General features: G+C 66.3%; 20 protein-coding genes. 16 read left to right on the forward strand and 4 right to left on the reverse strand.

Going from position 1 to position 21,669, the window contains the following annotated elements; translation table 11 throughout:
- The first annotated feature begins 17 nt into the window (after positions 1-17).
- The 11 genes from P1K88_RS00960 (at position 18) to P1K88_RS01010 (ending at position 12,296) form a co-directional block, all read left to right on the forward strand.
- Entirely contained in the window at positions 18-1,250 is a 1,233-nt protein-coding gene (locus tag P1K88_RS00960) for an iron-containing alcohol dehydrogenase (protein WP_276411835.1), read from the forward strand.
- 222 nt (positions 1,251-1,472) lie between these two features.
- Positions 1,473-2,459, forward strand: a complete 987-nt coding sequence (locus P1K88_RS00965) for an aldo/keto reductase (protein ID WP_276411836.1) — start codon at positions 1,473-1,475, stop codon at positions 2,457-2,459.
- A gap of 136 nt (positions 2,460-2,595) precedes the next feature.
- Positions 2,596-3,438, forward strand: coding sequence for an aldo/keto reductase (locus P1K88_RS00970; protein ID WP_276411838.1), 843 nt, complete (start codon positions 2,596-2,598; stop codon positions 3,436-3,438).
- A 133-nt stretch (positions 3,439-3,571) separates the two neighbouring features.
- On the forward strand, positions 3,572-4,600 hold the full coding sequence (locus tag P1K88_RS00975; RefSeq protein WP_276411840.1) for a glycoside hydrolase family 88/105 protein: 1,029 nt from the start codon (positions 3,572-3,574) through the stop codon (positions 4,598-4,600).
- 108 nt (positions 4,601-4,708) lie between these two features.
- Positions 4,709-5,905 (forward strand): MFS transporter, encoded by a 1,197-nt coding sequence (locus tag P1K88_RS00980; protein WP_276411841.1) that lies wholly within the window; start codon positions 4,709-4,711, stop codon positions 5,903-5,905.
- A gap of 119 nt (positions 5,906-6,024) precedes the next feature.
- Complete coding sequence (locus tag P1K88_RS00985; protein WP_276411843.1) at positions 6,025-6,942, forward strand: dihydrodipicolinate synthase family protein; 918 nt, start codon at positions 6,025-6,027, stop codon at positions 6,940-6,942.
- A gap of 56 nt (positions 6,943-6,998) precedes the next feature.
- Positions 6,999-8,207 carry a CaiB/BaiF CoA transferase family protein gene (locus P1K88_RS00990; protein ID WP_276411844.1) on the forward strand — a complete coding sequence of 403 codons (1,209 nt, stop codon included), beginning with the start codon at positions 6,999-7,001 and terminating at the stop codon, positions 8,205-8,207.
- Positions 8,208-8,589: 382 nt separating this feature from the next.
- Entirely contained in the window at positions 8,590-10,116 is a 1,527-nt protein-coding gene (locus P1K88_RS00995) for an extracellular solute-binding protein (protein ID WP_276411845.1), read from the forward strand.
- 112 nt (positions 10,117-10,228) lie between these two features.
- On the forward strand, positions 10,229-11,176 hold the full coding sequence (locus P1K88_RS01000) for a carbohydrate ABC transporter permease (protein WP_276411846.1): 948 nt from the start codon (positions 10,229-10,231) through the stop codon (positions 11,174-11,176).
- Entirely contained in the window at positions 11,173-12,024 is an 852-nt protein-coding gene (locus P1K88_RS01005; RefSeq protein WP_276411848.1) for a carbohydrate ABC transporter permease, read from the forward strand. The genes P1K88_RS01000 and P1K88_RS01005 overlap by 4 nt, the downstream gene beginning before the upstream one ends.
- 137 nt (positions 12,025-12,161) lie before the next feature.
- The gene (locus P1K88_RS01010; protein WP_276411850.1) at positions 12,162-12,296 is read left to right on the forward strand and encodes a hypothetical protein; all 135 of its coding nucleotides are present in this window, start codon (positions 12,162-12,164) and stop codon (positions 12,294-12,296) included.
- A gap of 236 nt (positions 12,297-12,532) precedes the next feature.
- Here P1K88_RS01010 and P1K88_RS01015 read toward each other — a convergent pair whose 3' ends face one another.
- The 4 genes from P1K88_RS01015 to P1K88_RS01030 all read right to left on the reverse strand — a co-directional run bounded on the left by P1K88_RS01015 (position 12,533) and on the right by P1K88_RS01030 (position 16,061).
- Entirely contained in the window at positions 12,533-13,810 is a 1,278-nt protein-coding gene (locus tag P1K88_RS01015) for an MFS transporter (RefSeq protein WP_276411852.1), read from the reverse strand.
- Between the two features lie 10 nt (positions 13,811-13,820).
- Entirely contained in the window at positions 13,821-14,303 is a 483-nt protein-coding gene (locus P1K88_RS01020) for a MaoC family dehydratase (protein ID WP_276411853.1), read from the reverse strand.
- Positions 14,304-14,440: 137 nt separating this feature from the next.
- Positions 14,441-14,896, reverse strand: coding sequence for a MaoC family dehydratase (locus tag P1K88_RS01025; RefSeq protein ID WP_276411855.1), 456 nt, complete (start codon positions 14,894-14,896; stop codon positions 14,441-14,443).
- A gap of 10 nt (positions 14,897-14,906) precedes the next feature.
- Complete coding sequence (locus P1K88_RS01030; RefSeq protein WP_276411857.1) at positions 14,907-16,061, reverse strand: ABC transporter ATP-binding protein; 1,155 nt, start codon at positions 16,059-16,061, stop codon at positions 14,907-14,909.
- A gap of 135 nt (positions 16,062-16,196) precedes the next feature.
- On the opposite strand from P1K88_RS01030, the gene P1K88_RS01035 reads away from it, so the two are divergent.
- The 5 genes from P1K88_RS01035 to P1K88_RS01055 all read left to right on the forward strand — a co-directional run bounded on the left by P1K88_RS01035 (position 16,197) and on the right by P1K88_RS01055 (position 21,582).
- Positions 16,197-17,348, forward strand: coding sequence for an acyl-CoA dehydrogenase family protein (locus P1K88_RS01035; RefSeq protein WP_276411858.1), 1,152 nt, complete (start codon positions 16,197-16,199; stop codon positions 17,346-17,348).
- A 116-nt stretch (positions 17,349-17,464) separates the two neighbouring features.
- The gene (locus P1K88_RS01040) at positions 17,465-18,646 is read left to right on the forward strand and encodes a CaiB/BaiF CoA transferase family protein (protein WP_276411860.1); all 1,182 of its coding nucleotides are present in this window, start codon (positions 17,465-17,467) and stop codon (positions 18,644-18,646) included.
- Positions 18,647-18,670: 24 nt separating this feature from the next.
- Positions 18,671-19,444, forward strand: coding sequence for an enoyl-CoA hydratase/isomerase family protein (locus P1K88_RS01045; protein WP_276411861.1), 774 nt, complete (start codon positions 18,671-18,673; stop codon positions 19,442-19,444).
- A gap of 113 nt (positions 19,445-19,557) precedes the next feature.
- Positions 19,558-20,715: an acyl-CoA dehydrogenase family protein gene (locus P1K88_RS01050; protein ID WP_276411862.1), complete on the forward strand. Its 1,158-nt coding sequence runs from the start codon at positions 19,558-19,560 to the stop codon at positions 20,713-20,715.
- 117 nt (positions 20,716-20,832) lie between these two features.
- Positions 20,833-21,582, forward strand: coding sequence for an SDR family NAD(P)-dependent oxidoreductase (locus tag P1K88_RS01055; RefSeq protein ID WP_276411863.1), 750 nt, complete (start codon positions 20,833-20,835; stop codon positions 21,580-21,582).
- Positions 21,583-21,669 lie beyond the last annotated feature (87 nt).

Genomic DNA, 21,669 nt, shown 5'->3' on the forward strand with positions numbered 1-21,669 from the left:
CTGCGTTGTGTCTTCGTATGTCACACTCGAGTCCAGCCGATGGCACTCGCGTCGTCGTCTCGCCCGGGAAGACGGTCCTCGGCGTCGGCGCGGTCGAGGAAACCGGAGCGTACGCGGACCTCTACGGCACGAAAGCACTGGTCGTCGCCAGCGAAGTCATCTTCGACATCCACGGGGAGCGGGTGGTCGAGATTCTCGAGGACGCGGGCGTCGAAACCGCCACGTTCACCGGGGTTCGCCCGGACCCGACGGTCGAGAACGTCAGGGAAGCCTACGAGGTGTGGGAGGAGGAGTCCTGTGACGTCATCGTCACCCTCGGCGGCGGGTCGTCCATCGACACGGGCAAGTCGGTCGGCATCCTCGCGACGAACGACGGCGGCATCCGACAGTACGGTGTCGACGAGGCGGGCTACGAGGGCGTTCCCGAACCCATCCCGCCGCTCATCGCCGTCAACACGACCGCGGGGACGGGCAGCGAGACCACCCGGACGGCCGTGCTGACCGACGAGTCCACGTCGACGAAGTTCATCATCGTGTCACAGAACATCGTCCCCGACGTGGCCATCGAGGACCCGGAACTCACCGTCTCGCTCCCGAAGAGTCACACCGCATTCACGGGGATCGACGCGCTGACCCACGCCATCGAGGCGTTCGGGTCGGTCAAGTCCTACAGCGTCACCGACGAGTTCGCCCGCGACGCGATGCGTCGGATCACGAACTCGCTCGTCCCGGCGTGGGCGAACGGCGAGGACATAGCGGCGCGCACCGAGATGATGATCGGCCAGTTCAAGGCCGGCAAGGCGTTCGGGAACTCCTCGGTCGCCCTGGTCCACGGGATGGCCCGCCCGCTCGGCGCGCAACTGCACATCCCGCACGGCCTCGCGAACGGGCTCATCCTCCCGTACGTCGTCGAGTTCTCACAGATGACGAAACCCGCGAAGTACGCCGAGGTGGCACGGATCCTCGACGCCGCCGACGAGGACGAACCCGACCGGGTCGCCGCGCGGAAGGCCGCCGACGGCGTCGAGGCACTGTGCGAGGACATCTCGCTGACGGGCTACCTCGACGACTTCGGCGAGGTGCCGTCCCGGGAAGAATATCTCGGCCTGGTACCGGAGATGACCCAGGACGCCTTCGACTCGGGATCGCCGGACAACAACCCGCGGAAACCGACCCACGACGAACTGGAAGCCCTGTTCGTGCGGGTGTACGACGACGCCCTCGCACCGGACAGCAGGCGCCGGTCCTGACGCGCCCCGACTCCCGGACGCCGCCCGTCGAGGATGCGCCTGCGTGTCTCGCAACCGGACGGGCAGATCGGGCCGGGACAGGCCTGTGCTCCCTCTCGCACGTCTCACAGCCACGTCTCCCCCGCTCGCTGCCCGCGCCGTTCGCGGTCGCTGGCAAGCGGCGGTCGACCGAACCGCGATACACGCGATAGTTTTAATGAACCGTGCCAAGTCGGATGTCGTATGGAGTACGTAACTCTCGGCCAGAGCGACCTCGAAGTGAGTCGCATCGCGCTCGGACTCTGGAACATCAGCGGCGGGTCGGACTGGGACCGGACGGACCGCGACCAGGCGATCGAGACCATCCACACGGCCGTCGACGAGGGCATCACCTTCCTCGACACGGCGGAGGTCTACGGCGACGGCTACTCCGAGGAGGTCCTGGGCGAGGCCCTCGAATCGCTCGACAGGGACGACGTCGTCGTCGCGACGAAGGTCTACCAGAACCACCTCTCATACGAGGACGTGAAGGCGTCCTGCGAGGCGAGCCTCGACCGCCTCGGGACCGACTACGTCGACGTGTTCTACGTCCACTACCAGGACCCGGAGACGCCGTTCGAGGAGACGGCGCGCGCGTTCCGCGAACTGCAAGACGAGGGGAAGATCCGCTACCCGGCCGTCTCCAACACGGGCGTCAACGACCTCGAGACGACCGTCTCCGAACTCGACGTGGTGGCGAACCAGCTCCCCCTCAACCTGCTGTGGCGAGCGATCGAGTACGAGGTCGCCGACGCCTGCCGGGACGCCGGCGTGGACATCGTCGCCTACAGCCCGCTCGGGATGGGGCTGCTCACCGGGAAGTACTCCACCATCGACGAGTACCCGGAGGGGCGGATGCGGACGCGGCACTTCTCGAGCGACCGCCCCGAGGCGAGACACGGCGAGTCGGGCGTCGAGGACCTGGTGTTCGACACCGTCCGCCGGGTCGAGGACATCTGCGACGAGTACGACCGCGACATCGTGCAGGTCGCGCTGGCCTGGCCGCTCCACCAGGACGGCGTCGCCTGTGCCATCGCCGGCGCGAGCAGCCCCGAACACGTCAGGGACAACGCGGCCGCCGTCGACGTCGACCTCTCCGACGACATCCTCGCCGACTTGGACGAGGCGACGGCCGAACTGAAGGAGGCGCTGGGCACGAACCCGGACCCCTGGAACCACCGATACAACTGACGCCGTCCGGAGACGAGCGTAACTCGCATGTACTGATGACTGACCGGTGGGAGCCACGTCGGCCAGTCGAGCGATGGACGCCGCCTCCCCAGGGAAAACTGTTAACACGAACCGCTCGGTAGACCGGGTGTACCACATGACACAGCCACCAACCGTCACACTACCGAGCGGCGACGAACTCCCCATGGTCGGCGTGGGGACCTGGGACATCGGCGGCGACACCGTCAAGGGATCCGTCCGCGCCGGGCTGGATGCCGGATACGGGCACGTCGACACGGCAGAGGGATACAAGAACGAGGCGGAGATCGGCGAAGTCCTCTCGGATTACGACCGCGAGGACGTCTTCCTCACCTCGAAAATCCTGCCCAAGCACCTCGGGTACGAGTCGGTCATCGAGGCCTGTGAGGCCTCGCTGGACAGGCTCGGTACGGACTACCTCGACCTGTATCTCATCCACTGGCCCAACCCGGCCATCTCGCTGCGCGAGACCATGTCGGCGATGGCGACGCTGCACGACCGCGGCTGGGTCCGCAACGTCGGCGTCTCGAACTTCTCGGCCTACCAGCTGAGCTGTGCCCAGCACGTCTCGGACGTGCCGGTCGCGGTCAACCAGATCGAGTTCCACCCGCTGTTCCAGCGGCCGGATCTGGTCGACTACTGCCGCGAGACCGACACCGTGATCGAGGCCGCCGCCCCGCTGGGCCGGACCGAAGTCTTCGACCACCCCGTCGTACAGGACCTCGCCGAGAAGTACGACAAGTCCGCCCCCCAGATCGTCCTGAAATGGGAGCTCGAGCGGGACATCGTCGTGTTACCGAAGTCCTCGACGCCCGACCACGTCCGGTCGAACTTCGAACTGTTCGACTGGGAGATGGACGACGGCGACCTCGAACGCCTGGACGACGCCGACGAGGACGAGCCCGTCTACGACTTCCCGGCACGCGACTGGAGCCCCTACACCTACGGCATCTCCGAGTAGCTCACCGCCGCCCGATTCACGCGTCGCCCGACATGGAGCGGCGGCGTCCCCTGGTCCCGGACCGCCGCACCGCTAGAGGGAACTGTGACCCTCGGCACGCTTTAGTCACGTCACGCAGAAGCAGAGGGTACGCATGACCGACGTGCCTTCGGACCTCATCGAGCGAGTGGCAGCACACACCGTCGCGAGAGACATGGAGAGCGAGGAGTGGGAGAAGGGCATCGCCATCCTCGGACTCCTCGCGACGGGGGACCAGCGGTTCGTCGACGCGGCACGGTCGCTGGTGGACCGTTCGATCGAGACACAGACGAGCGCGGGCCAGTACTCCTACGGGTCGCTCGACGTCAAGCCCCACCAGGGCTGGACCGACCTCGAGGACTTCAAGGGCCTCGTCGACCCCAGCGTCATCGGGGTCTCGGTCCTGGAGTTCTACCGCCGAACCGGCGACGAGGACTACCTCGACTCCGCGACCCGCCAGTACGAGTTCCTCCGCGACGCGCCACGCACCGCCGATGGCGGCATCCCACAGCACAAGGGGGCCCTGGAGCTCTGGGTCGACACGATCTACGAGATCTGCCCGTTTCTCGCCGCTTACGGTGCGGTGACCGGTGACGAGGCGGCGTTCGACGAGGCGGCTCACCAGATCGCCGTCCAGGCAAAGCACCTGCAGGATTCCCACACCGACCTGTTCCGACACGAGTGGCGCGAACAGCCCGACACGTTCCCGGAGAGCGCCTTCTGGTCGCGCGGGAACGGCTGGGCCGCGGCGGGCATCCTCGATACGCTGGAGCACCTCCCGGACGACCACGACGACCGCGAGGAGCTGGTCGATATCTTCCGGCGACTGGCCGCGGCCATCCGTCCCCTGCAGGACGCCAGCGGCTACTGGCACAACGTCCTCGACGACGACCAGACGCCGCTCGAGACATCCGGGACCACCATGTTCGCCTACGCCTTCCACAAGGGATACGAGATGGGGCTGCTCGAAGACGAGGCGTACCTCGAGGCCGCGGACCGGGCGATGGCGGTCTGTACCGGCGTCGTCGACGACGACGGTGCCGTGCGACGGGTCGCCGGCCCGCCGGGCGGCCCCGATGCGCCCCTCACCGTCACCTCCTACGGACAGGGCTGGTTCCTCAAGGCCGCCTGCCAGATGGACTAGCCGGTCCGGACGTCCGGCCGTCGGCGCCGGTGTCGGTGGTGTCCGCACCGCTGGACGCCGGAACGGCTAAGGGCCTGTGTAGAGGATACCGGTCATACCGTGACAGACGTGAGTACCCGGACAGCCGACGAAGAGAAACTCCTGATGGGGTACTCCGGACGGATGCTGGTCGTGATGTCCGTCGGGACGATGTCCATCATGGCGGGCCGCCTCGTCATCTCGCCGCTGCTCCCGTCGATAATCGAGGACCTGTCGATCACGCCCTTCGCTGCCGGCATCGCACTGTCGCTGATGTGGGCGCTCACGGCGACCCTCCAGTACTTCAGCGGCCGGAGCGCGGACGAACTCTCGCGGAAGACGGTCCTCCTGACCGGACTCCTCGTCGCCGTCGTCGGCCTCTCGCTGCTCTCGACCGCGACGAGTTACCCGCTTTTCTTGCTGGCTACCGCGACGATCGGTGCGAGCGCGGGGATCTATCCCGTCGCGGCGTACGTCCAGACGACGGACCTGTACGTCGAACGGCGTGGCGCGGCGTTCGGCGTGCTCTCGGCGTCGATGGACCTCGGAGGGGCGGTGGCACCCGCTATCGCGGTCGTCGTCCTGACCGTCTGGATCTGGCGGGGCGCCTTCCTCCCGATTCTCGCAGCCGTGCTCGTGGTCATGTTGCTGATGCACGTCTGGAACCGGGAGGAGTACGTGGTCGAGCGCGTGAACCTGAACATCCGCGAGACGGGTACCCGGATCCTCGGCAAACAGAGCACGCGACGTATCCTGGTGGCTGCCGGGCTGGTCGCGTTCACCTGGCAGGGGATGGCCAGTTTCCTCCCGACCTATCTCCAGGTGGAGAAGGGGTTCTCGCCGACGGTCGCCAGCGTCATCTTCACCGGTCTCTTCGTCGTCGGGGCGACCGCGCGGCCGGTGAGCGGGCGACTGGGCGACCGGTACGGCTACCTCCGTATCTCGGTGCTGATGGCGCTCGTCGGCGCGACCGGCCTCGTCTCGCTGCTGGTCACGGAGTCGTTGCTGGCCGCCGTCGCCAGTACCGCCCTGTTCGGGGCCGGAATCGCCGGCTTCTGGCCGACCACGCTGACGATGATCTCGCAGGTGTTCCCCGACGGGAGCATGGGCGGTGACTTCGGCGGGAGTCGGATGATGTACGTCGGGTTCGGGAGTCTCGGGCCGGCCTACATCGGCTACGTCGCGGGAGAACTGAACTACACGGTCGCGTTCATCGGTCTCATCGGCTGTCTCCTCCTGAGCGGGACCGTCATCTTCTGGCAGCTCCGCTTCGGGAGCGAGGTGTGACCCGGGCGACCGGAGAGAGGCGGCGGGACCGGGGAGACGGGGTGACAGCCTCCCCCCGCGTGTTCCCCTCACTTCTGAAACACGAACGCTGAAGTGTCTGTCGAGCGACGGATGTTACTATGTCACTCGACTTGACGGGTGTCCATCCCGCCCACCTGGTACCGTTCGACGACCGCGGCGAGATCCACGAGGAGTCGCTCGGCGCGCACGTCGCCGCGTTAGACCGGGTCGACGGCCTGAACGCGATGGTGACCAACGGCCACGGCGCGGAGGTGTTCGCGCTCTCGCACGACGAGCGCGTCCGCCTCGTCGAGGTCGTCGACGCCAACGTCGGGTCGGGGACGCCGGTCGTCTCCGGACTCGTCGCCGGGTCGACCCGCGAGGCCGTCGAACAGGGCCGCCGACTGCGGGCCGCCGGTGCGGACGCGTTCCTGCTGTTCCCGCCACACACGTCGATAAACCACCGCGCCGACGCGGCGATCGAGTACGTCGAGACGGTCGGGCAGGCGCTCGACGTGCCGCTCGTCCTCTTCCAGCATCCAGTGTGGGCCGGCGGCACGTACGACTCGGACCTGCTGGTCGAGCTCGCGGGGCTGGATGAGGTCGTCGCGGTGAAAAACGCCTGCTGGGACATGGATCGGTTCCAGGACGACGTCTACGCGCTGGGGAACGCCGAGGCCGACATCCAGTTGCTCGTGGCCAACGACGAGCACCTGCTTGCCTCGTACGCGCTCCGGGCCGACGGCACGCTGTTGATCCTGGCGGCGGTCATCCCGGAGCTGATCGTGGACCTCTTCGAGGCCGTCCAGGCGGGCGACCTCGAGGCCGCCCGGGACGCCTACGAACGAGCGGACCCGTTCATCCGGATGGCGTTTGGCGAGCCACGCGCCGACTCGAACGCCCGGTTGAAGAAGGTCCTCGAGTTGCAGGGGGCGTTCCCGAACGCAGCACCGCGGCCGCCGGCACAGCCGGTCGACGACGACGAGGTGCCAGCGATCCGACGGGCGATGGAACGTGTCGGGCTCACCGTGGCGTAGGCGCCGGGTCACGCCCGCAGGAGGATTTATACGTCACTCGAGAGAACCCGAGTCGTATGTCCGACGCACTCGAGGGAATCACTATCGCCGATTTCAGCCAGATGATGCAGGGGCCGTGGGGGACCATGGCGCTTGCGGACATGGGCGCAGACGTGATCAAGATCGAGCCGCTGGGCGGCGAGTACGAGCGCCACCTGCGGGTCGCCGGCGAGATGTACGAGGGAAAGAGCCCCTACTACCTCGCGATGAACCGGAACAAGCGGAGCGTGGCGGTCGACCTCAAGGACGACCGGGGGAAAGCGGTCGCCCGTGACATCGTCGCCGACGCCGACGTCGTGGTCGAGAACTTCCGGCCGGGCGTCATGGAGAAACTGGGCTTTGGCTACGAGGACGTCTGCGAGTACAATCCCGACGTCGTCTACGCGTCCGGGTCGGGATACGGGTCGTCCGGGCCGTACGAGACCCGGCCCGGCCAGGACCTGTTGATACAGGCCATGAGCGGCCTCATGGACGCGACCGGGCGGCGAGACGACCCGCCGACGGCCGCCGGGACGTTCGTCGCCGACCAGCTGTCGGCCCTCTTTATCGCGCTGCACGTCGTGATCGCGCTCTACCACCGGGAACAGACGGGGCAGGGCCAGAAGATAGAGGCCAGCCTGCTGAACTCGATGATCGCGGGGATGTGCCAGGAGGTGGCCGCCACGACGAACTTAGACCGGGAGTTCGAGCGGCCCGAATCGAGCCTCTCGCACGTCCAGTTCGACGCGCCCTACGGCGTCTACGAGACCGCCGACGGACACGTGGCCATCTCGCTCGGCGACCTCGACGACTTCGCGGACGCGCTCGCGGTCGAGGGGCTCGAAACGGACGACTCGCCCGAGGCGGCTTACGAGCGACGCGACGAGATACACGGCATCATCGAGCGCGTCACGCGCGAGCGCGAGACGGACGCTTTGCTCGACCAGCTCCTCGAGGCGGACATCTGGGCGGCACCGGTCAACGACATGGCGGCGATGATCGACGACCCGCAGGTCCGGCACAACGACATGATTATCGAGATCGAGGACCCGGACGTGGGGTCGTTCCAGACGACGGGGTTCCCCGTGGACATGTCCGAGACGCCCGCGAGCGTCGAGCGCCCGCCGCCACGCGTCGGCGAGCACACGCGGGACGTGCTCACCGAGCTGGGATACGACGCCGACGTGATCGAAGAGCTGGTCGGCGACGACGTCCTCGAGGCGTTCGAGGCGGAGAGTCACACGTGAACCAGGCGGTGACGACCCCCGTCCGTCGAGCATCACCCTGATTGCCACCCGGTGTCCAGTGAGCGCCCCGAGCGTCGGGAACGGGCCATCGCCAGTGAACGCGTCCCAAATCTACCCGATCGACCCCCTCCCGAGCGAGCCAGATCGGTGGGACACGGCAGACAGAATCCGAATCCGAGTTAATATTTCGGCCCTTGGCCCCTGAGGACGGCACCTTCGGCCCAATATATCACTGTAACGGGAAAAGATATAACTATCAGTACTTGGTTGTACACCTTGTATGTCATCTGATAACAACCGCGATGCGAATTCGACCAGTGGTCGGGACAAGAGCTCGACCAGTGGGCTGTCACGCTCGTCGTTCGGTGGACGGCGAAAGTTCATGAAAGCGACAACGGTCGGCCTCGGGACGCTACTCGCCGGCTGTGGTGGCGACGGTGGCAGTGGCGGCGACGGCGGCAGTGGCGGCGACGGCGGCAGTGGCGGCGACGGCGGCAGCGACGGCGGCGACGGCGGTGACGGCGGCGACGGTGACGGCGGCTCCACGAACGGTGACCAGGGTGACGACCTCTCCGGGGTCAGCATCGACTACTGGGACGTGATGAACGTCCAGTCACAGACGGCGTCCGAGCGGGTGAGCCAGTTCATCCAGGACTTCCAGAGCGATACCGGCGCCCGCGTCCAGCTGAACAAGTCCGGCTACAGCCAGATGAGCGGCCAGAAGTGGGTCCAGGCCTGGCAGAACGAGAACTACCCGGTCGCGTTCAACTGCGAGGACTTCTACTTCGGGCGTATCATCAGGACGGGCCACCTGATGCCCTTCGACGACTACAAGTCCGACATCGACGACGCCCTCATCGACGGGATGGACTGGGCGATGAGTCTCAAGCAGGACGCGTACCGGTTCTGGGACATCCCCGGCGAGAGCAACATCATCAACTTCCCGCACGCGACCGGCGTCCGCAACCCGCTGACGGTCCGAACGGACCTGCTCGAAGAGGCCGGGTACAGCCTGGACGACATCCCGGACACCGGCAGCGCGGTCGACGACTACGAGCAGATGATGGAGATGGCCGTGGAGGTCCAGAACAACTCCGGCGCCCGGTACGGGTTCCACGGACACGGCACCTGGCCCGACTACAACGACAACATGGCACCCTGGATGTCCGCCCAGCTCGGGTCGGGCAGCCGCTACATCAGCGAAGACGGCACGGAGCCGTACCCCGCCGACGAGTGGACGGCGTGGACCCAGCGGTATCAGGACATCGTCCACGAGTACGAGGTCTCCGGCCCGGCCACGGCGTCGACGTCCGACGAGGAGGTCGCCAACATGATGTACGCGGGCGACGTCGCGATGGGGACCATCGAGACGCTGAACTACCCGACCTTCCTCCGTCGCGCCCCGGACCTCATGGAGAACGGCGACCTGCAAATCGTCCCGTACCCGGGCGGAGAAAGTGGTGCCCCCGGCCACGTCGGGTTCCACGACAGCGGGCTGAACAAGAAACCGAGCAACGCAGACAGCCAGCGCTGGGAGCGCAAGCTCGCCGTCGGCAAGGCGCTCCTGAACAAGCTGGGTTCGTCGGACTTCCAGGTCGGGTACCCGGACATGGTCGGCTGGATGCCCATCCGGCAGGACCTCTGGGGCGATACGGAGGCCACGCACGACGAAGCGACAGGCTTCAGCGAGACGAACACCACGATGCTGGAGAACGCCGAGACCACGTGGCCCTACCACCGCTTCAGCAACGCGATCATCTTCCGGACCATCGCACCGTACATCCAGAGTGCGATCAACCAGGAGATGTCGCCGGAAGACGCGATGGCACAGGCCCGGGAGGAGTCCAGCGCGGACATCCAGTCTGCGAGCGACGAGCTCGGTGAGGTCGGCAGCTGGCCGATCTCGTAAGCAGGACCGACTGCACCGGTTACTACCACTTCGTTCCCACTATCGCCAATATTATTAGGACCCACATCAAGATGAATAACTATGATAAAACACCGTCCCAAGGTGTCTATCCATGAGTAACGTGACCGCACAACGGCAAGAGACCACGCAGGTGTCACGGGTGGACCGGTTCGTCGGTGCCATCCGGGAACACTGGTTCTCGTACCTGCTGTTCCTGCCGACGCTTCTCTACCTCGTCTTCCTGCTGTGGATCCCGTTCTTCCGCGGCGTGTGGATGAGCTTCCACGAGTGGTCGTCCGGTGGTGCCAACCCCACGTGGGTCGGGCTGGAGAACTACATCTACCTGCTCAACTGGGACCCGTTCTACACGTCGCTCCAGGCGACGCTCGGGTTCGGCATCGCGACGTTCTTCCAGCTCGTGTTGGCCGTCGCGGCTGCCTCCCTCGTCGCGAACCTCGACAAGTTCAAGGCCATCGTGAGCACCGGTCTCATCATCCCGTACACGATGCCACCAGTCGTGACGGGGACCATCTGGCTCTATCTACTCGACCCGAACTACGGACCCATATTCGGGTACCTCATGGAGTGGGGAGTCATCAGCGAGCCCATCTACTGGTCCTCGAGTGGACTGCCCGCACTCAGCGTCGTCTCGGGCGTCCTCATGTGGACGTTCTGGCCGTTCATGTTCCTCATCATCCTCGCCTCCCGGGAGTCCATCCCGGACGAGTACTACGAGACGGCCCAGGTATACGGCTCCAACCGCGTCCAGACGTTCCTGCGGATCACCCTGCCACAGCTCAAGTCGGCCATCCTGGTCGCGCTGAGCATCCGCCTCGTCTGGAACCTCGCGAAGGTCTCACAGGCGTTCCAGCTGACCCAGGGTGGTCCCGGGTACGAGACGTCGGTGCTCGGTGTGCTCCTGTACCGCTTCGCGTACAGCGATGGCCAGTTCGGGATGGGCTTTGCCGTCGGGATGTTCCTCCTGGCGGTGACCATCGGATTCGTCGCGCTGTTCATCCGTGAGTTCGAGAAGGCACGCAAGGAGGGTTCGACGGCATGAGTAGCGCCACCGCCAGCGGGCCGCTCTGGTATCAGGACCGGGGGGACGCCCTGTTCGCACTGCTGAAGTACACCACGATCATGTTCTTCACAGTGATGGTGCTCGTGCCCCTGATCTCCGTCGTGGTGGTCTCGTTCTGGTCACCGCCGGAGTTCTTCGGTGCGGGCCCACACATCATCCCGCAGGAACCGACGTTGGACGCGTGGGTAACCGCGTTCACCGGCTTCCAGGACAACCTGATCAACTCGGCGCTCATCGCGACGGGGACGACGGCGCTCGCGCTGCTCATCTGTATCCCCGGCGCGTACGTGTTCGGTCGGCAGGAGTTCCCTGGCAAGGAATGGGGCTTCCGGGTCATCATGGTGGCCCTGCTGTTCCCCTACATCCTGCTGATCATCCCGCTGACCGACACGTGGTACGGCCTCGGGCTCTTCAACACGATCCCCGGGGTCATCCTCGCCTACCAGGTGTTCGTGACGCCCTTCGCCATCTGGATCCTTCGGGATTTCTTCGAGGGCCTCCCGGCGAACTTAGAGGAGGCGGCCCAGGTATTCGGCTGTAGCCAGTGGCAGGCCTTCTACAAGGTCATCCTGCCCCTGTCGCTCCCGGCCGTCATGGCGACGGGCTTCCTGGCCTTCCTGGTCGGCTGGAACGACTTCCTGTTCTCGAACATGCTGACCACCGGGACGGGTCCGCGTCCGGCCGTCGTGACGCTGTACCTGCAGACGGTCGGCGGCGAGAGCCGCTACTGGGGACTGGTCATGGCACAGGCGCTCATCGTTGGCACCCCGCCGACGGTCCTGTACATGATCGCCCGCCGGCATCTCACCCAGTCGTTCGCGGTCTGACCGCGAACGAATCCTTCGCCGCGTCGTTTTCGAAGCAAGTTTTATAATGGATGGCAGCGTCCGTTCGGGCAATGTTACAGCGACTATCAGGTGCCAAGGCGTCGAGATTTATTCAGATCACGTACGAGGTACTGGCAGTGCTATTCGCCGTCGCCTGGTTCGCGCTCATCGGTTTCATCCTGCTCCAGGGCGCCTACCAGGTCGCCGGCCTCTTCATCCTGTTCACGGTGTTCATCGCCGGGCTCGCGTTCGCCAACGAACGTCCCGACTGACCACATACCGCGCTCTCGTTTCTGGAATCTCCGCCGTTCGTCGATAGCCGCGCTCGCGTGCTGCTCGGTAGTCTCCCGATCTCAGGGATCCACGTTCGTCATCGACTGGCACTGACCAGTACACGAACGTGGAAGCAACATCGACTCGATCTCCCGTCGCGGGGCATCGGCGGCGACGGAGACAGGGAACGCCCGTCAGGTCGACCGCGCCGGCAACCGGCGTGAGTCACGCCGGGTCAGTTGAACAACCGCCGGAGCGACAGGGGGACGCGCTGACCGGAAGTCGTCCCCAGCTTCAACAGCCCGATGATCCCGGCACCGGCGAGGAAGAAGGTGGCCACGAGGAACATCGACACGCCGACCCGCGTGACGTCGATGGCGGCGCCGATCATGACGGGGCCGACGGTCCCACCGACGGCGGCACCGGTGAACACGAGTCCGAAGCTCTTCCCGACCGACTCCGCCGGCGAGTACTCGGCGACGAGACGGTCCCGCGCCGGCATCGCCAGGCCGTATCCGAGACCGATAGCACCGAAGAGGGCAAGCGAGGCCAGAACCGTGGCCGGCAAGATCTCGAGAGTAAGCAGGAACGTAACGGCCGCCGCACCGCCGATGCAACCGAAGATTACGTTCGCAGGGGGGAATCGGTCGGCGAGATATCCACCGATCAGGACGCCGAAGGACGCGAGGACGAAGAACGTCGTCAGCGCCGTGTTGCCCGTCGACTCGGTGAGGCCCAGCGACTCCACGAGGAAGACGATGGTAAAGGACTGGATGCCGGCCTCGGCGACGACGATGACGACGAAAAACAGGAACATCGCGAGGATTGTCAGCCGGAAGAAGGGACGGAGGAGCTCCCGAACGACGGACTCGTCGTCGTCGTGCTCGTCGTCGTCCGTCGGTTCGGTCCGGGTCTCCAGTTCGTTCGCGTAGACGGTGTCGACGCCGAGCTGGACGAGGATGGCGTAGACGATGCCGACGATGCCGGCGAGGACGAGCGCGACCCGCCAGCCGTACCGGAGCCCGAGTCCGCCGATGACGACGGGCGCGAACCCGGAGCCCGCGTAGCCGGCGAACGTGTGGAGGCTGAAGTTTCGCCCCGCGCGTTCGTCGGTGCTCACGACGTCGATGAGCGTGTAGTTCGCGGGGTGGTACGTGGCCTGGCCGACGCCCGAAACCAGCGCGAACGCGAGCAAGGCCGGATAGGACGTGGCCGTACTTGCACCGAGCAAGCCCCCTGCGGTGAGGAGCAGGCCGGCGACGAGGACGGGCTTTGCGTATCCCTTGTCCACGACCCACCCGAACGGGATCTGGAAGACGAACATCATCGCGAACAACGACGAGACCAGCAGTCCGAGTTCGGCGTAGGTGACGTCGAACTGTGCGAACAGGAGCGGGAACAGCGGCGGGAACGTCAGGAAGTACGCGTGCGAGAGGAAGTGGCCGAAGCTGACAGTACCGATGAGCGCGTTCGGCGTCTCGGCGGACAACCGCCTGGGGAGAGACCAGCTCACTGTCAGGTTGTCAGTCGGTCGTCTCGTCGGTGCCTTCGACGGCGGACGCGGATTTCGCGATGAGCATGTGGTGGTCCTCGACGAGGACGCTCTCGCCGTCCTGGTTGGTCAGGTCCACGTCGAGGGTCAGGAGTCCCCAGGTGTCGTTCTTGCTCTCGGTGTCGGCGACGGTCACCGCCCCCGATATCGTATCGCCGACGTACACCGGCTGCAGGTAGCGGACGTTGTCGTGTCCGTAGTTCATCCCGTATGTGGCGGGTCGGGAGATGGTCTTCGCGCAGAAGGCGTCGGCGAGACTGAGGGTGTAGACGCCCGGGGCGACGATGTCGTCGAACACCGGGTGGTCAGCGGTGTACTCGCTGTTGACGTGGTTCGGGTGGGTCGCGTCGGTGGCGCCGATCCACATCCGGATGTCGGAGTGAGTGACCGTCCGTCCGACCGTGGTGTGTGACTCACCGATCTCGTAGTCGTCGAAGACTCTCTCGCTGGCCATGCGTCAACGTCTGTCGCACCGGTAATCAACCTTCTGGATGGGAGACCGGGAATTCGACGGACAGCACCGCTGCCTGTCCAGTTCGACAGGAGAGAAAGAGTACAGAGCCGGGGTCGTGACGGGGGGGAGAACTGGCGTCAGGGGCGCCGCTTGACGAGCAGTGTGTGCCGGTCGACGAACACCGTCTCGCCGTCCTGGTTCGTGGTCTCGTAGTCGTAGATCGCGCGGCCGTAGTCGTCGTCGTAGGGTTCCTTCTCGACGAGTTCACGGCGGGGCGAGAGCGTGTCGCCGGGGTAGACCGGCTTGACGAAGCGGGTGCCGTCGTGTCCATAGGAGAAACAGTGCATGTTCTCCTCCATCGCGATGCTCTCGGTGATGTCCGCGATCATCTGCCCGTGGGCGATCCGTCCGTCGAACTGGGTCTCCTTGCGCGCGAACTCGCTGCTCATGTGGATCGGGTGGAAGTCCCCCGTGAGGCCGGCGAAGTTCGCGATGTCGGCTTCGGTGATCGTCCGCGCGTCCGGGAACGAAGCCGTCTCACCCACCTCGAGTTCCTCGAAGTAGCGGGCCGGTTGCGATGGTGAGTCGGACATAGAGCCCCGTTCAGAAGATCCGCTCGCCATCCTCGTCGAAGAGCCACGCGTCGGCCATGTCGAACGAGACGGAGACGGACTGGTTGGGCTCGATCTCACCCTGCATGACGGTGGTCCTGATCGCACGGCCTTCGGTTTCGAGGTGAACCACGTCGCGAGCGCCCTGCGGTTCGATGACCGAGATGTGGGCCTCGAAGAGGGTCTCGTCGTTGAGGCGCAGATATTCCGGCCGAATCCCGATCGTCACGTCGTGTCCGACGTACCCGGACAGGTCGTCCTCGAGCTCGGAGGGAACCTCCTTCGTGAACAGGTCGCCCTCGAGCGCGATGCCGTCGCCGTGGTCGACGAGCCTGCACTCGAAGATGTTCGTCGACGGGGATCCGATGAACTGGGCGACGAACTGACTCTCCGGTTCGTTGTAGATCTCGTGGGGAGAGCCGATCTGCTGGATGTGCCCGTCGTCCATCACGATGATCTTGTCGCCGATCGTCATCGCCTCGTCCTGGTCGTGGGTGACGAAGATCATCGCACAGCCGATCTGGCGCTGGAGCTTTTTCACCTCGGTCTGCATCTGGTCGCGCAGGTTGGCGTCGAGCGCCGAGAACGGCTCGTCGAGCAGGAACGCGGCCGGTTCCATCACCATCGCCCGGCCGATACTGACGCGCTGTTGCTGCCCGCCCGAGAGTGCGGCGGGCTTCCGGTCCAGCATCTCCGGGATGCCGAGCGTCTCTGCCGCCTCTTCTACGCGGCGGTTCTTCTCGTCCGTGCTCAGGTCCGTCTTCATGTCGAGTCCGAACCGGATGTTCTCGCGGACGGACATGTGGGGAAAGAGCGCGATGGACTGGAAGACGAACGCAAGATTTCGGTCTTTCGGTTTGGTGGACGTGACGTCCTCGCCACCGATCTTGATGGTGCCCTGGTCGGGCGTCTCGAGCCCCGAGATACAGCGGAGCGTCGTGGTCTTCCCACAGCCCGACGGGCCGAGGAGGACGACGAACTCGTCGGGACTGATGTCCAGATTGATGTCCTCGGCGGCGATGATCGAACCCCCGCCGAACGTCTTGCGAACGTTGCTCAGAACGATTTGTTGCCCCCCGGTCTCGGATGCGGTGGTTTCGCCCGCTCCTTCTGCATCTTCGACGGACGGCTCGCTACTTTGTGCCATGACGGTTGTTCACGAATTTGCGGGCATGCTTGTTAACCCTTGCGGAGCCCCGATCTCTGGACGACGAGCGAAACTGGCAGGCCGGCCCGAATCGGGATGAAAACGCTATTGTACGGTACGTCACCACTACCCGATGTGACATACAGCCTTTCGGCGGAGCAGTCCCAGCTCCGGCAGGACGTCAGGGAGTTCGGCGAGGAACGTATCGAACCGGTCGCCCGGGAGTTCGACCGCACCGGAGAGTACCCGCGCGAACTTCTCTCGACCGCCGCCGCCGAGGGGTACGTCGGCCACATGATCCCGGAGGAGTACGGCGGCCCGGGCTACGACATGGTCGAGAGCGCTATCGTCACCGAGGAGACGTGGCGAGCCGACACCAACCTCGGCTGGGCGCTCGGACTCAGCGGGTTCTCGACGAACGTCTACGTCGTCGACGAGTACGCCGACGAGGAACTGCGAGCGGAGTGGTTCTCCGGCGTCGCGAGCGGTGACATCGTCGACGGGATCGCCGTCACCGAGCCCGACCACGGATCCGACGTGGCGGCCATGGAGACCACCGCCGAACGCGACGGCGACGAGTGGGTCATCGACGGCGAGAAGAAGTTCATCGGCAACTCGACCATCGGCGACCGGCTCCTCGTCTTCGCGAAGACGGACCCCGACGCGGGCCACCGGGGCATCAGCGCGTTCATGGTCCCGACCGACCGGGACGGCTACTCGGTCACGCCGCTCGACGGCCGCCTCGGCGGGAACTCGGCGCCGCTCGGGCACGTCGTCCTCGACGACGTCCACGTTCCAGCCGACCACCTCGTCGGCGAGGAGAACGCCGGCTTCTACTACTTCATGGAGTCGCTCGGCTACGGGCGCATCACCGTCGCCGCACAGGCGGTCGGCGCCGCCGGCGCGGCACTCGACGCGACGAAAGCGTACGTCCGCGAGCGCGACCAGTTCGACCAGCCCATCGGCGACTTCCAGGCCGTCCGTCACACGGTCGCGGACATGCAGACGACGCTCAGCGCCGCCCGGAGCCTCCTCTACCGGGCCGCGACCGCGGTGGCGGACGACGAGGAAGGCGCGGCGGCCCTCGCGAGTCAGGCCAAGCTGTTCGCCACCGAACGGGCCTCGGATATCATCGACGACGCCATCCAGCTCCACGGCGGCAACGGCTACCTCGCGGAGTACGACGTCGAGCGGTACTTCCGCGACGCCCGGGCCACGCGCATCTACGAGGGGGCGAGCGGGGTTCAACGCAACATCATCGCCGATTCCGTGCTCGACGACGGGTGAGCACCCGTCGCGATCGCCGGCACAATCCCGAGGGCGACGCTGACGTCGACGGTCGGCGGAGAGCGCGCCGGTCGACCACGAGAAAGCTTTTAATCGCTTCTCGCGATGCACTAAGCATGGAAGACGCGCTCGAAGACCTCACAGTCGTCAGTTTCGCCCAGCTCGCCCAGGGGCCAGTCGCCGCCCAGATGCTCGGAGACCTCGGCGCCGAGGTCATCAAGGTCGAACGTCCCGGCGGCGAGTGGCAGCGCCACTGGTCGATGGCAAACAAGTACCCTGGCGGGGAGAGCGCCGTGTTCCTCTCGTTCAATCGGAACAAGCGCAGCGTCGAACTCGACCTCAAGGACGACGAGCACAAGGCGGTCGCCTACGACCTCATCGACGACGCCGACGTCGTCATCGAGAACTTCCGGCCCGGCGTGATGGAGCGCCTCGGCTTTGGCTACGAGGAACTGCGCGAGCGCAACCCCGAACTCGTCTACGCCTCGGCGTCGGGCTGGGGCCGCGAGGGACCGTTCTCCGACCGCGCCGGCCAGGACATCATCATCCAGGGCGTCTCCGGCCTGGCGAGCATCACGGGCCGCAAGGACGACCCGCCGACGCCCCTCGGGGCGACCGTCGTCGACTTCTTCTCGTCTGCGTCCATCGCCTTCTCCATCCTCGCCGCGCTGCACTACCGCGACCGGACCGGCCGGGGACAGCGGGTCGACGGCAGCCTCCTCAACGCGGCGCTCGGGCTCATGATGCAGGAGATATCCACCTACGCCAACGGGGGCGAGGAGCCCGAACGCAGCGAGGCGGGCATCGGCCACGTCTACAACCAGGCGCCCTACGCGGTCTACGAGACCGCCGACGGCTACATCACCATCTCGCTGTCCCCGCCCGCCGAGGTGGGCGAGGCGCTCGGCCTCGAGGAGCTCGCCGCCGTCGACTCCTGGGAGGAGGCCTACGAGCGCCGCGACGAACTGAAGCGCCTCATCGAGGAGTTCACCCGCGAGCGGACGACCGAGGACCTCCTCGAGATGCTCTGGGCGGAGGACGTCTGGTGTGGCCCGGTCAACGACCTCCCGGACGCCCTCGACCATCCGCAGGTCGAGGCCAACGACATGATCCAGACCGTCGACCACCCCGACCTCGGCGAGCTGGAGTTCCCCGTGCTCCCGGTCGAGTTCAGCGAGACGCCGGCGGAGATGCGGCGGCACCCGCCCCGCTCGGGCGAACACACCGAGGAGGTGCTCCGGGAACGGGGCTACTCCGAGGAGCAGATCGAGCGCATCACCGCCCACCGAGACGACTGACCACGCCCCGCACACACCACCCACATGCCCCTCGTAACCCACGACATCGACGGCGACGTCGCGACCGTCACGATCGACCGCCCGGACAAGCTCAACGCGTTGAACGCCGACGTCCTCCGTGAGCTGGAGGACGCCTTCGAAGCGGTCGAGGGCGAGGCCCGCGCCGTCTTGCTCCGGACCGCGGGCGACCGGGCCTTCGTCGCCGGCGCGGATATCAAGCTGTTCGACGAACTCGGGAGCCAGACCGAGTTCATGGAGTTCATCCGCCTCCAGAACCGCGTCAACGACTACGTCGAGGCCCACCCCGCCCTCGTGGTCTCCGTCGTCGACGCCCTCGCGTACGGCGGGGGGTTCGAACTGGTCCTGGCGACGGACCTCGTCGTCGCGGACGCCGAGGCGGAGTTCGGGCTCCCGGAGGTCAACCTGGGGTTCGTCCCGGGCGGCGGCGGCACCCAGCGTCTCCCGCGCGTCGTCGGCCCGAACGTCGCGAAGGAGATGATCGTCACGGGGAACCCCATCACGGCCGAGGAGGGGCGCGAACTCGGGCTGGTCAACCGCGTCGTCGACGACGGCGACGTCGAGGGGGCCGCCCGCGAACTCGTCGACGACGCCATGGCGAAAGCGCCCCTCGCCGTCGAGGAGGGGCTCCGCCTGGTCGACGAGGGGATGGACGCCAGCCTCGACACCGCGTTGCAGTACGAACAGGCCGTCACCGCGTACCTGTACACCACCGAGGACAACGCTGAGGGGCTCCGAGCGTTCAACGAGAAGCGGGACCCGGAGTTCGAGGGGCAGTAACCCGTCGCTTTCTCGACCCGTCGCTCGCACCGGGTCCTTCGAGCGCGGCGACCGGTCCGACGAGAGCGGGAGTCGAGCAACGCTTTTACTGGCTGTCGCCCATGGTGTACAATATGAGTTCCCAGCACGCTGGATACGGCCTCAGCGACGAGCACCGCGCCGTCCGACAGATGGTGCGCGAGTTCGGCGAGAACGAGATCGAACCGGTCGCCGCGGCGTACGACAGGTCCCACGAGTATCCGTTCGAGATCATCGAGCAGGCGGCCCAGCTGGACCTGGTCGCACCGAGCGCCCCCCTCGAGTACGGCGGTGCGGGGATGGACACCCTCTCGGCCGCCATCGTCACCGAGGAGCTCTGGCGTGCCGACCCGGGCATCGGCTGTGCCATCGGGAACAACGGGTTCTCGACGAACGTCTACCTGCTGACGGAGTACGGCGACGAGTGGATGTGTGAGGAGTGGCTCTCGAAGATCGTCGCGGGGCAGGCCCACGACGCGATCGCCGTGAGCGAGGCCGCCCACGGCTCGAACGTCGCGGGCATCGAGACGCGCGCGGAGAAGGACGGCGACGAGTGGGTCATCGACGGGAACAAGATGTGGATCTCGAACGGGACCGTCGCGGACGTCGTCGTGGTCTTCGCGAAGACGAATCCCGACGCGGGCCACCGGGGCATCAGCGCCTTCCTCGTCCCGACCGACCGGGAGGGCGTCCGGGCCGAGCCCATCGACGACAAGCTCGGTATCCACGCGGCGGACCTCGGGGAGATGCTCTTCGACGGCGTGCGCGTCCCCGAGGACCACCTCATCGGCGAGGAGAACAAGGGGTTCTACTACTTCATGGAGTCGCTGGAGGACGGACGCATTACCGTCGCCGCGCAGGCCGTCGGGACGATGCAGGCGGCACTGGACGCCGCCATCGAGTATGCCCGGGAACGCGAGCAGTTCGGGCAGCCCATCGCCGAGTTCCAGGGCGTCAAGCACATGATCGCGGAGATGGCCACGAAGGTAGAGGTCGCCCGGGGGATGGTGTACCGCGCGGCGACGGCCGTAGAACGCGGCGACGACGACGCCACGCGGCTGGCGAGCATGGCCAAGCTGTTCGCCAGCGAGCGGGCCGTCGAGGTGACCGACGACGCGATCCAGGTCCACGGCGGGGCGGGCTTCGTCTCCGACTTCCCCGTCGAGCGCTACTACCGTGACGCGCGCATCACGAAGATCTACGAGGGGACGAGCGAGATCCAGAAGAACGTCATCGCCGACCAGATGCTCTGAACGGAGGACTGGCGGCAGTCCCGTTCCGGGTCACCTCGAAGCGAGTGCGACGGCCTCACCGGGCGGTGGCCGTTCACACCCTCGTTTTATGCGCTGGCGCGTGGACTGTCGGACTGTATGAGTTCGACGCTCGAGGGCAAGCGAGCCCTGGTCACCGGTGCGAGTCGCGGAATCGGACGAGCCATCGCAACGGCCTTCAGCGAGGCGGACGCGGACGTCGCGCTGCTCTCCCGCTCGCGGGACCAGCTCGAGGCCGTCGCGGCCGACCTGGACGGCGAGACGCTCGTCACGGTCGGCGACGTCGGCGACACCGAGTCGGTGAACGATTGCATCGACGAGGTCACCGATACGTTCGGCGGACTGGACGTCGTCGTGAACAACGCCGGCATCGTCACGCGCGACGACCTTTCGGACACGCCGGACGAGGACATCGAGCGGGCGTTAAACGTCAACCTCCACGGCGTGATCCGCGTCGCCCGGCGCTCGCTTCCCCACCTGGTCGAAAGCGGCGGGACCCTACTCAACGTCGGGTCGATGGCGGCCGAGCGCGGCATCGAGGGGCTGAGTTCCTACTCCGCGTCGAAAGGCGGGGTCTCGAGCCTGACTCGCCAGCTGGCCATCGAATACGGTGACAGGGGCGTCCGGGTAAACGCCATCGTGCCGGGGACCATCAAGACGCCGGTCAACGAGGCGGTGCGCCAGTCCGACCCGGAGTGGACGGAGACCCGACGCGAGCAGGTCCCGCTCGGCCGTCTCGGCGAGCCCGACGACGTCGCGGACCCGGCGGTCTTCCTCGCGTCGGACATGGCGCGATACGTGACGGGACACGTGCTGCCGGTGGACGGCGGGGTGCTCGCGAGCGCGTGAGAAGCGGCGTGGCGCCCGCCTCGCGAACGATCCCGGCCCGTAACTCGCCACCACCGTTAAGAGATCCGGACGGGAACGGTCGGTCAT

Origin of the sequence: Haloarcula halobia (genome assembly GCF_029338255.1) — an archaeon.
Lineage (GTDB): Archaea > Halobacteriota > Halobacteria > Halobacteriales > Haloarculaceae > Haloarcula > Haloarcula halobia.

What these genes read in the sequence shown, in the direction of transcription:
- P1K88_RS00960 (WP_276411835.1), top strand. Translation starts at nt 18, where the DNA reads ATGTCACACTCGAGTCCAGCCGATGGCACTCGCGTCGTCGTCTCGCCC.
- P1K88_RS00965 (WP_276411836.1), top strand. Translation starts at nt 1,473, where the DNA reads ATGGAGTACGTAACTCTCGGCCAGAGCGACCTCGAAGTGAGTCGCATC.
- P1K88_RS00970 (WP_276411838.1), top strand. Translation starts at nt 2,596, where the DNA reads ATGACACAGCCACCAACCGTCACACTACCGAGCGGCGACGAACTCCCC.
- P1K88_RS00975 (WP_276411840.1), top strand. Translation starts at nt 3,572, where the DNA reads ATGACCGACGTGCCTTCGGACCTCATCGAGCGAGTGGCAGCACACACC.
- P1K88_RS00985 (WP_276411843.1), top strand. Translation starts at nt 6,025, where the DNA reads ATGTCACTCGACTTGACGGGTGTCCATCCCGCCCACCTGGTACCGTTC.
- P1K88_RS00990 (WP_276411844.1), top strand. Translation starts at nt 6,999, where the DNA reads ATGTCCGACGCACTCGAGGGAATCACTATCGCCGATTTCAGCCAGATG.
- P1K88_RS00995 (WP_276411845.1), top strand. Translation starts at nt 8,590, where the DNA reads ATGAAAGCGACAACGGTCGGCCTCGGGACGCTACTCGCCGGCTGTGGT.
- P1K88_RS01000 (WP_276411846.1), top strand. Translation starts at nt 10,229, where the DNA reads ATGAGTAACGTGACCGCACAACGGCAAGAGACCACGCAGGTGTCACGG.
- P1K88_RS01005 (WP_276411848.1), top strand. Translation starts at nt 11,173, where the DNA reads ATGAGTAGCGCCACCGCCAGCGGGCCGCTCTGGTATCAGGACCGGGGG.
- P1K88_RS01020 (WP_276411853.1), bottom strand. Translation starts at nt 14,303, where the DNA reads ATGGCCAGCGAGAGAGTCTTCGACGACTACGAGATCGGTGAGTCACAC.
- P1K88_RS01025 (WP_276411855.1), bottom strand. Translation starts at nt 14,896, where the DNA reads ATGTCCGACTCACCATCGCAACCGGCCCGCTACTTCGAGGAACTCGAG.
- P1K88_RS01030 (WP_276411857.1), bottom strand. Translation starts at nt 16,061, where the DNA reads ATGGCACAAAGTAGCGAGCCGTCCGTCGAAGATGCAGAAGGAGCGGGC.
- P1K88_RS01040 (WP_276411860.1), top strand. Translation starts at nt 17,465, where the DNA reads ATGGAAGACGCGCTCGAAGACCTCACAGTCGTCAGTTTCGCCCAGCTC.
- P1K88_RS01045 (WP_276411861.1), top strand. Translation starts at nt 18,671, where the DNA reads ATGCCCCTCGTAACCCACGACATCGACGGCGACGTCGCGACCGTCACG.
- P1K88_RS01050 (WP_276411862.1), top strand. Translation starts at nt 19,558, where the DNA reads ATGAGTTCCCAGCACGCTGGATACGGCCTCAGCGACGAGCACCGCGCC.
- P1K88_RS01055 (WP_276411863.1), top strand. Translation starts at nt 20,833, where the DNA reads ATGAGTTCGACGCTCGAGGGCAAGCGAGCCCTGGTCACCGGTGCGAGT.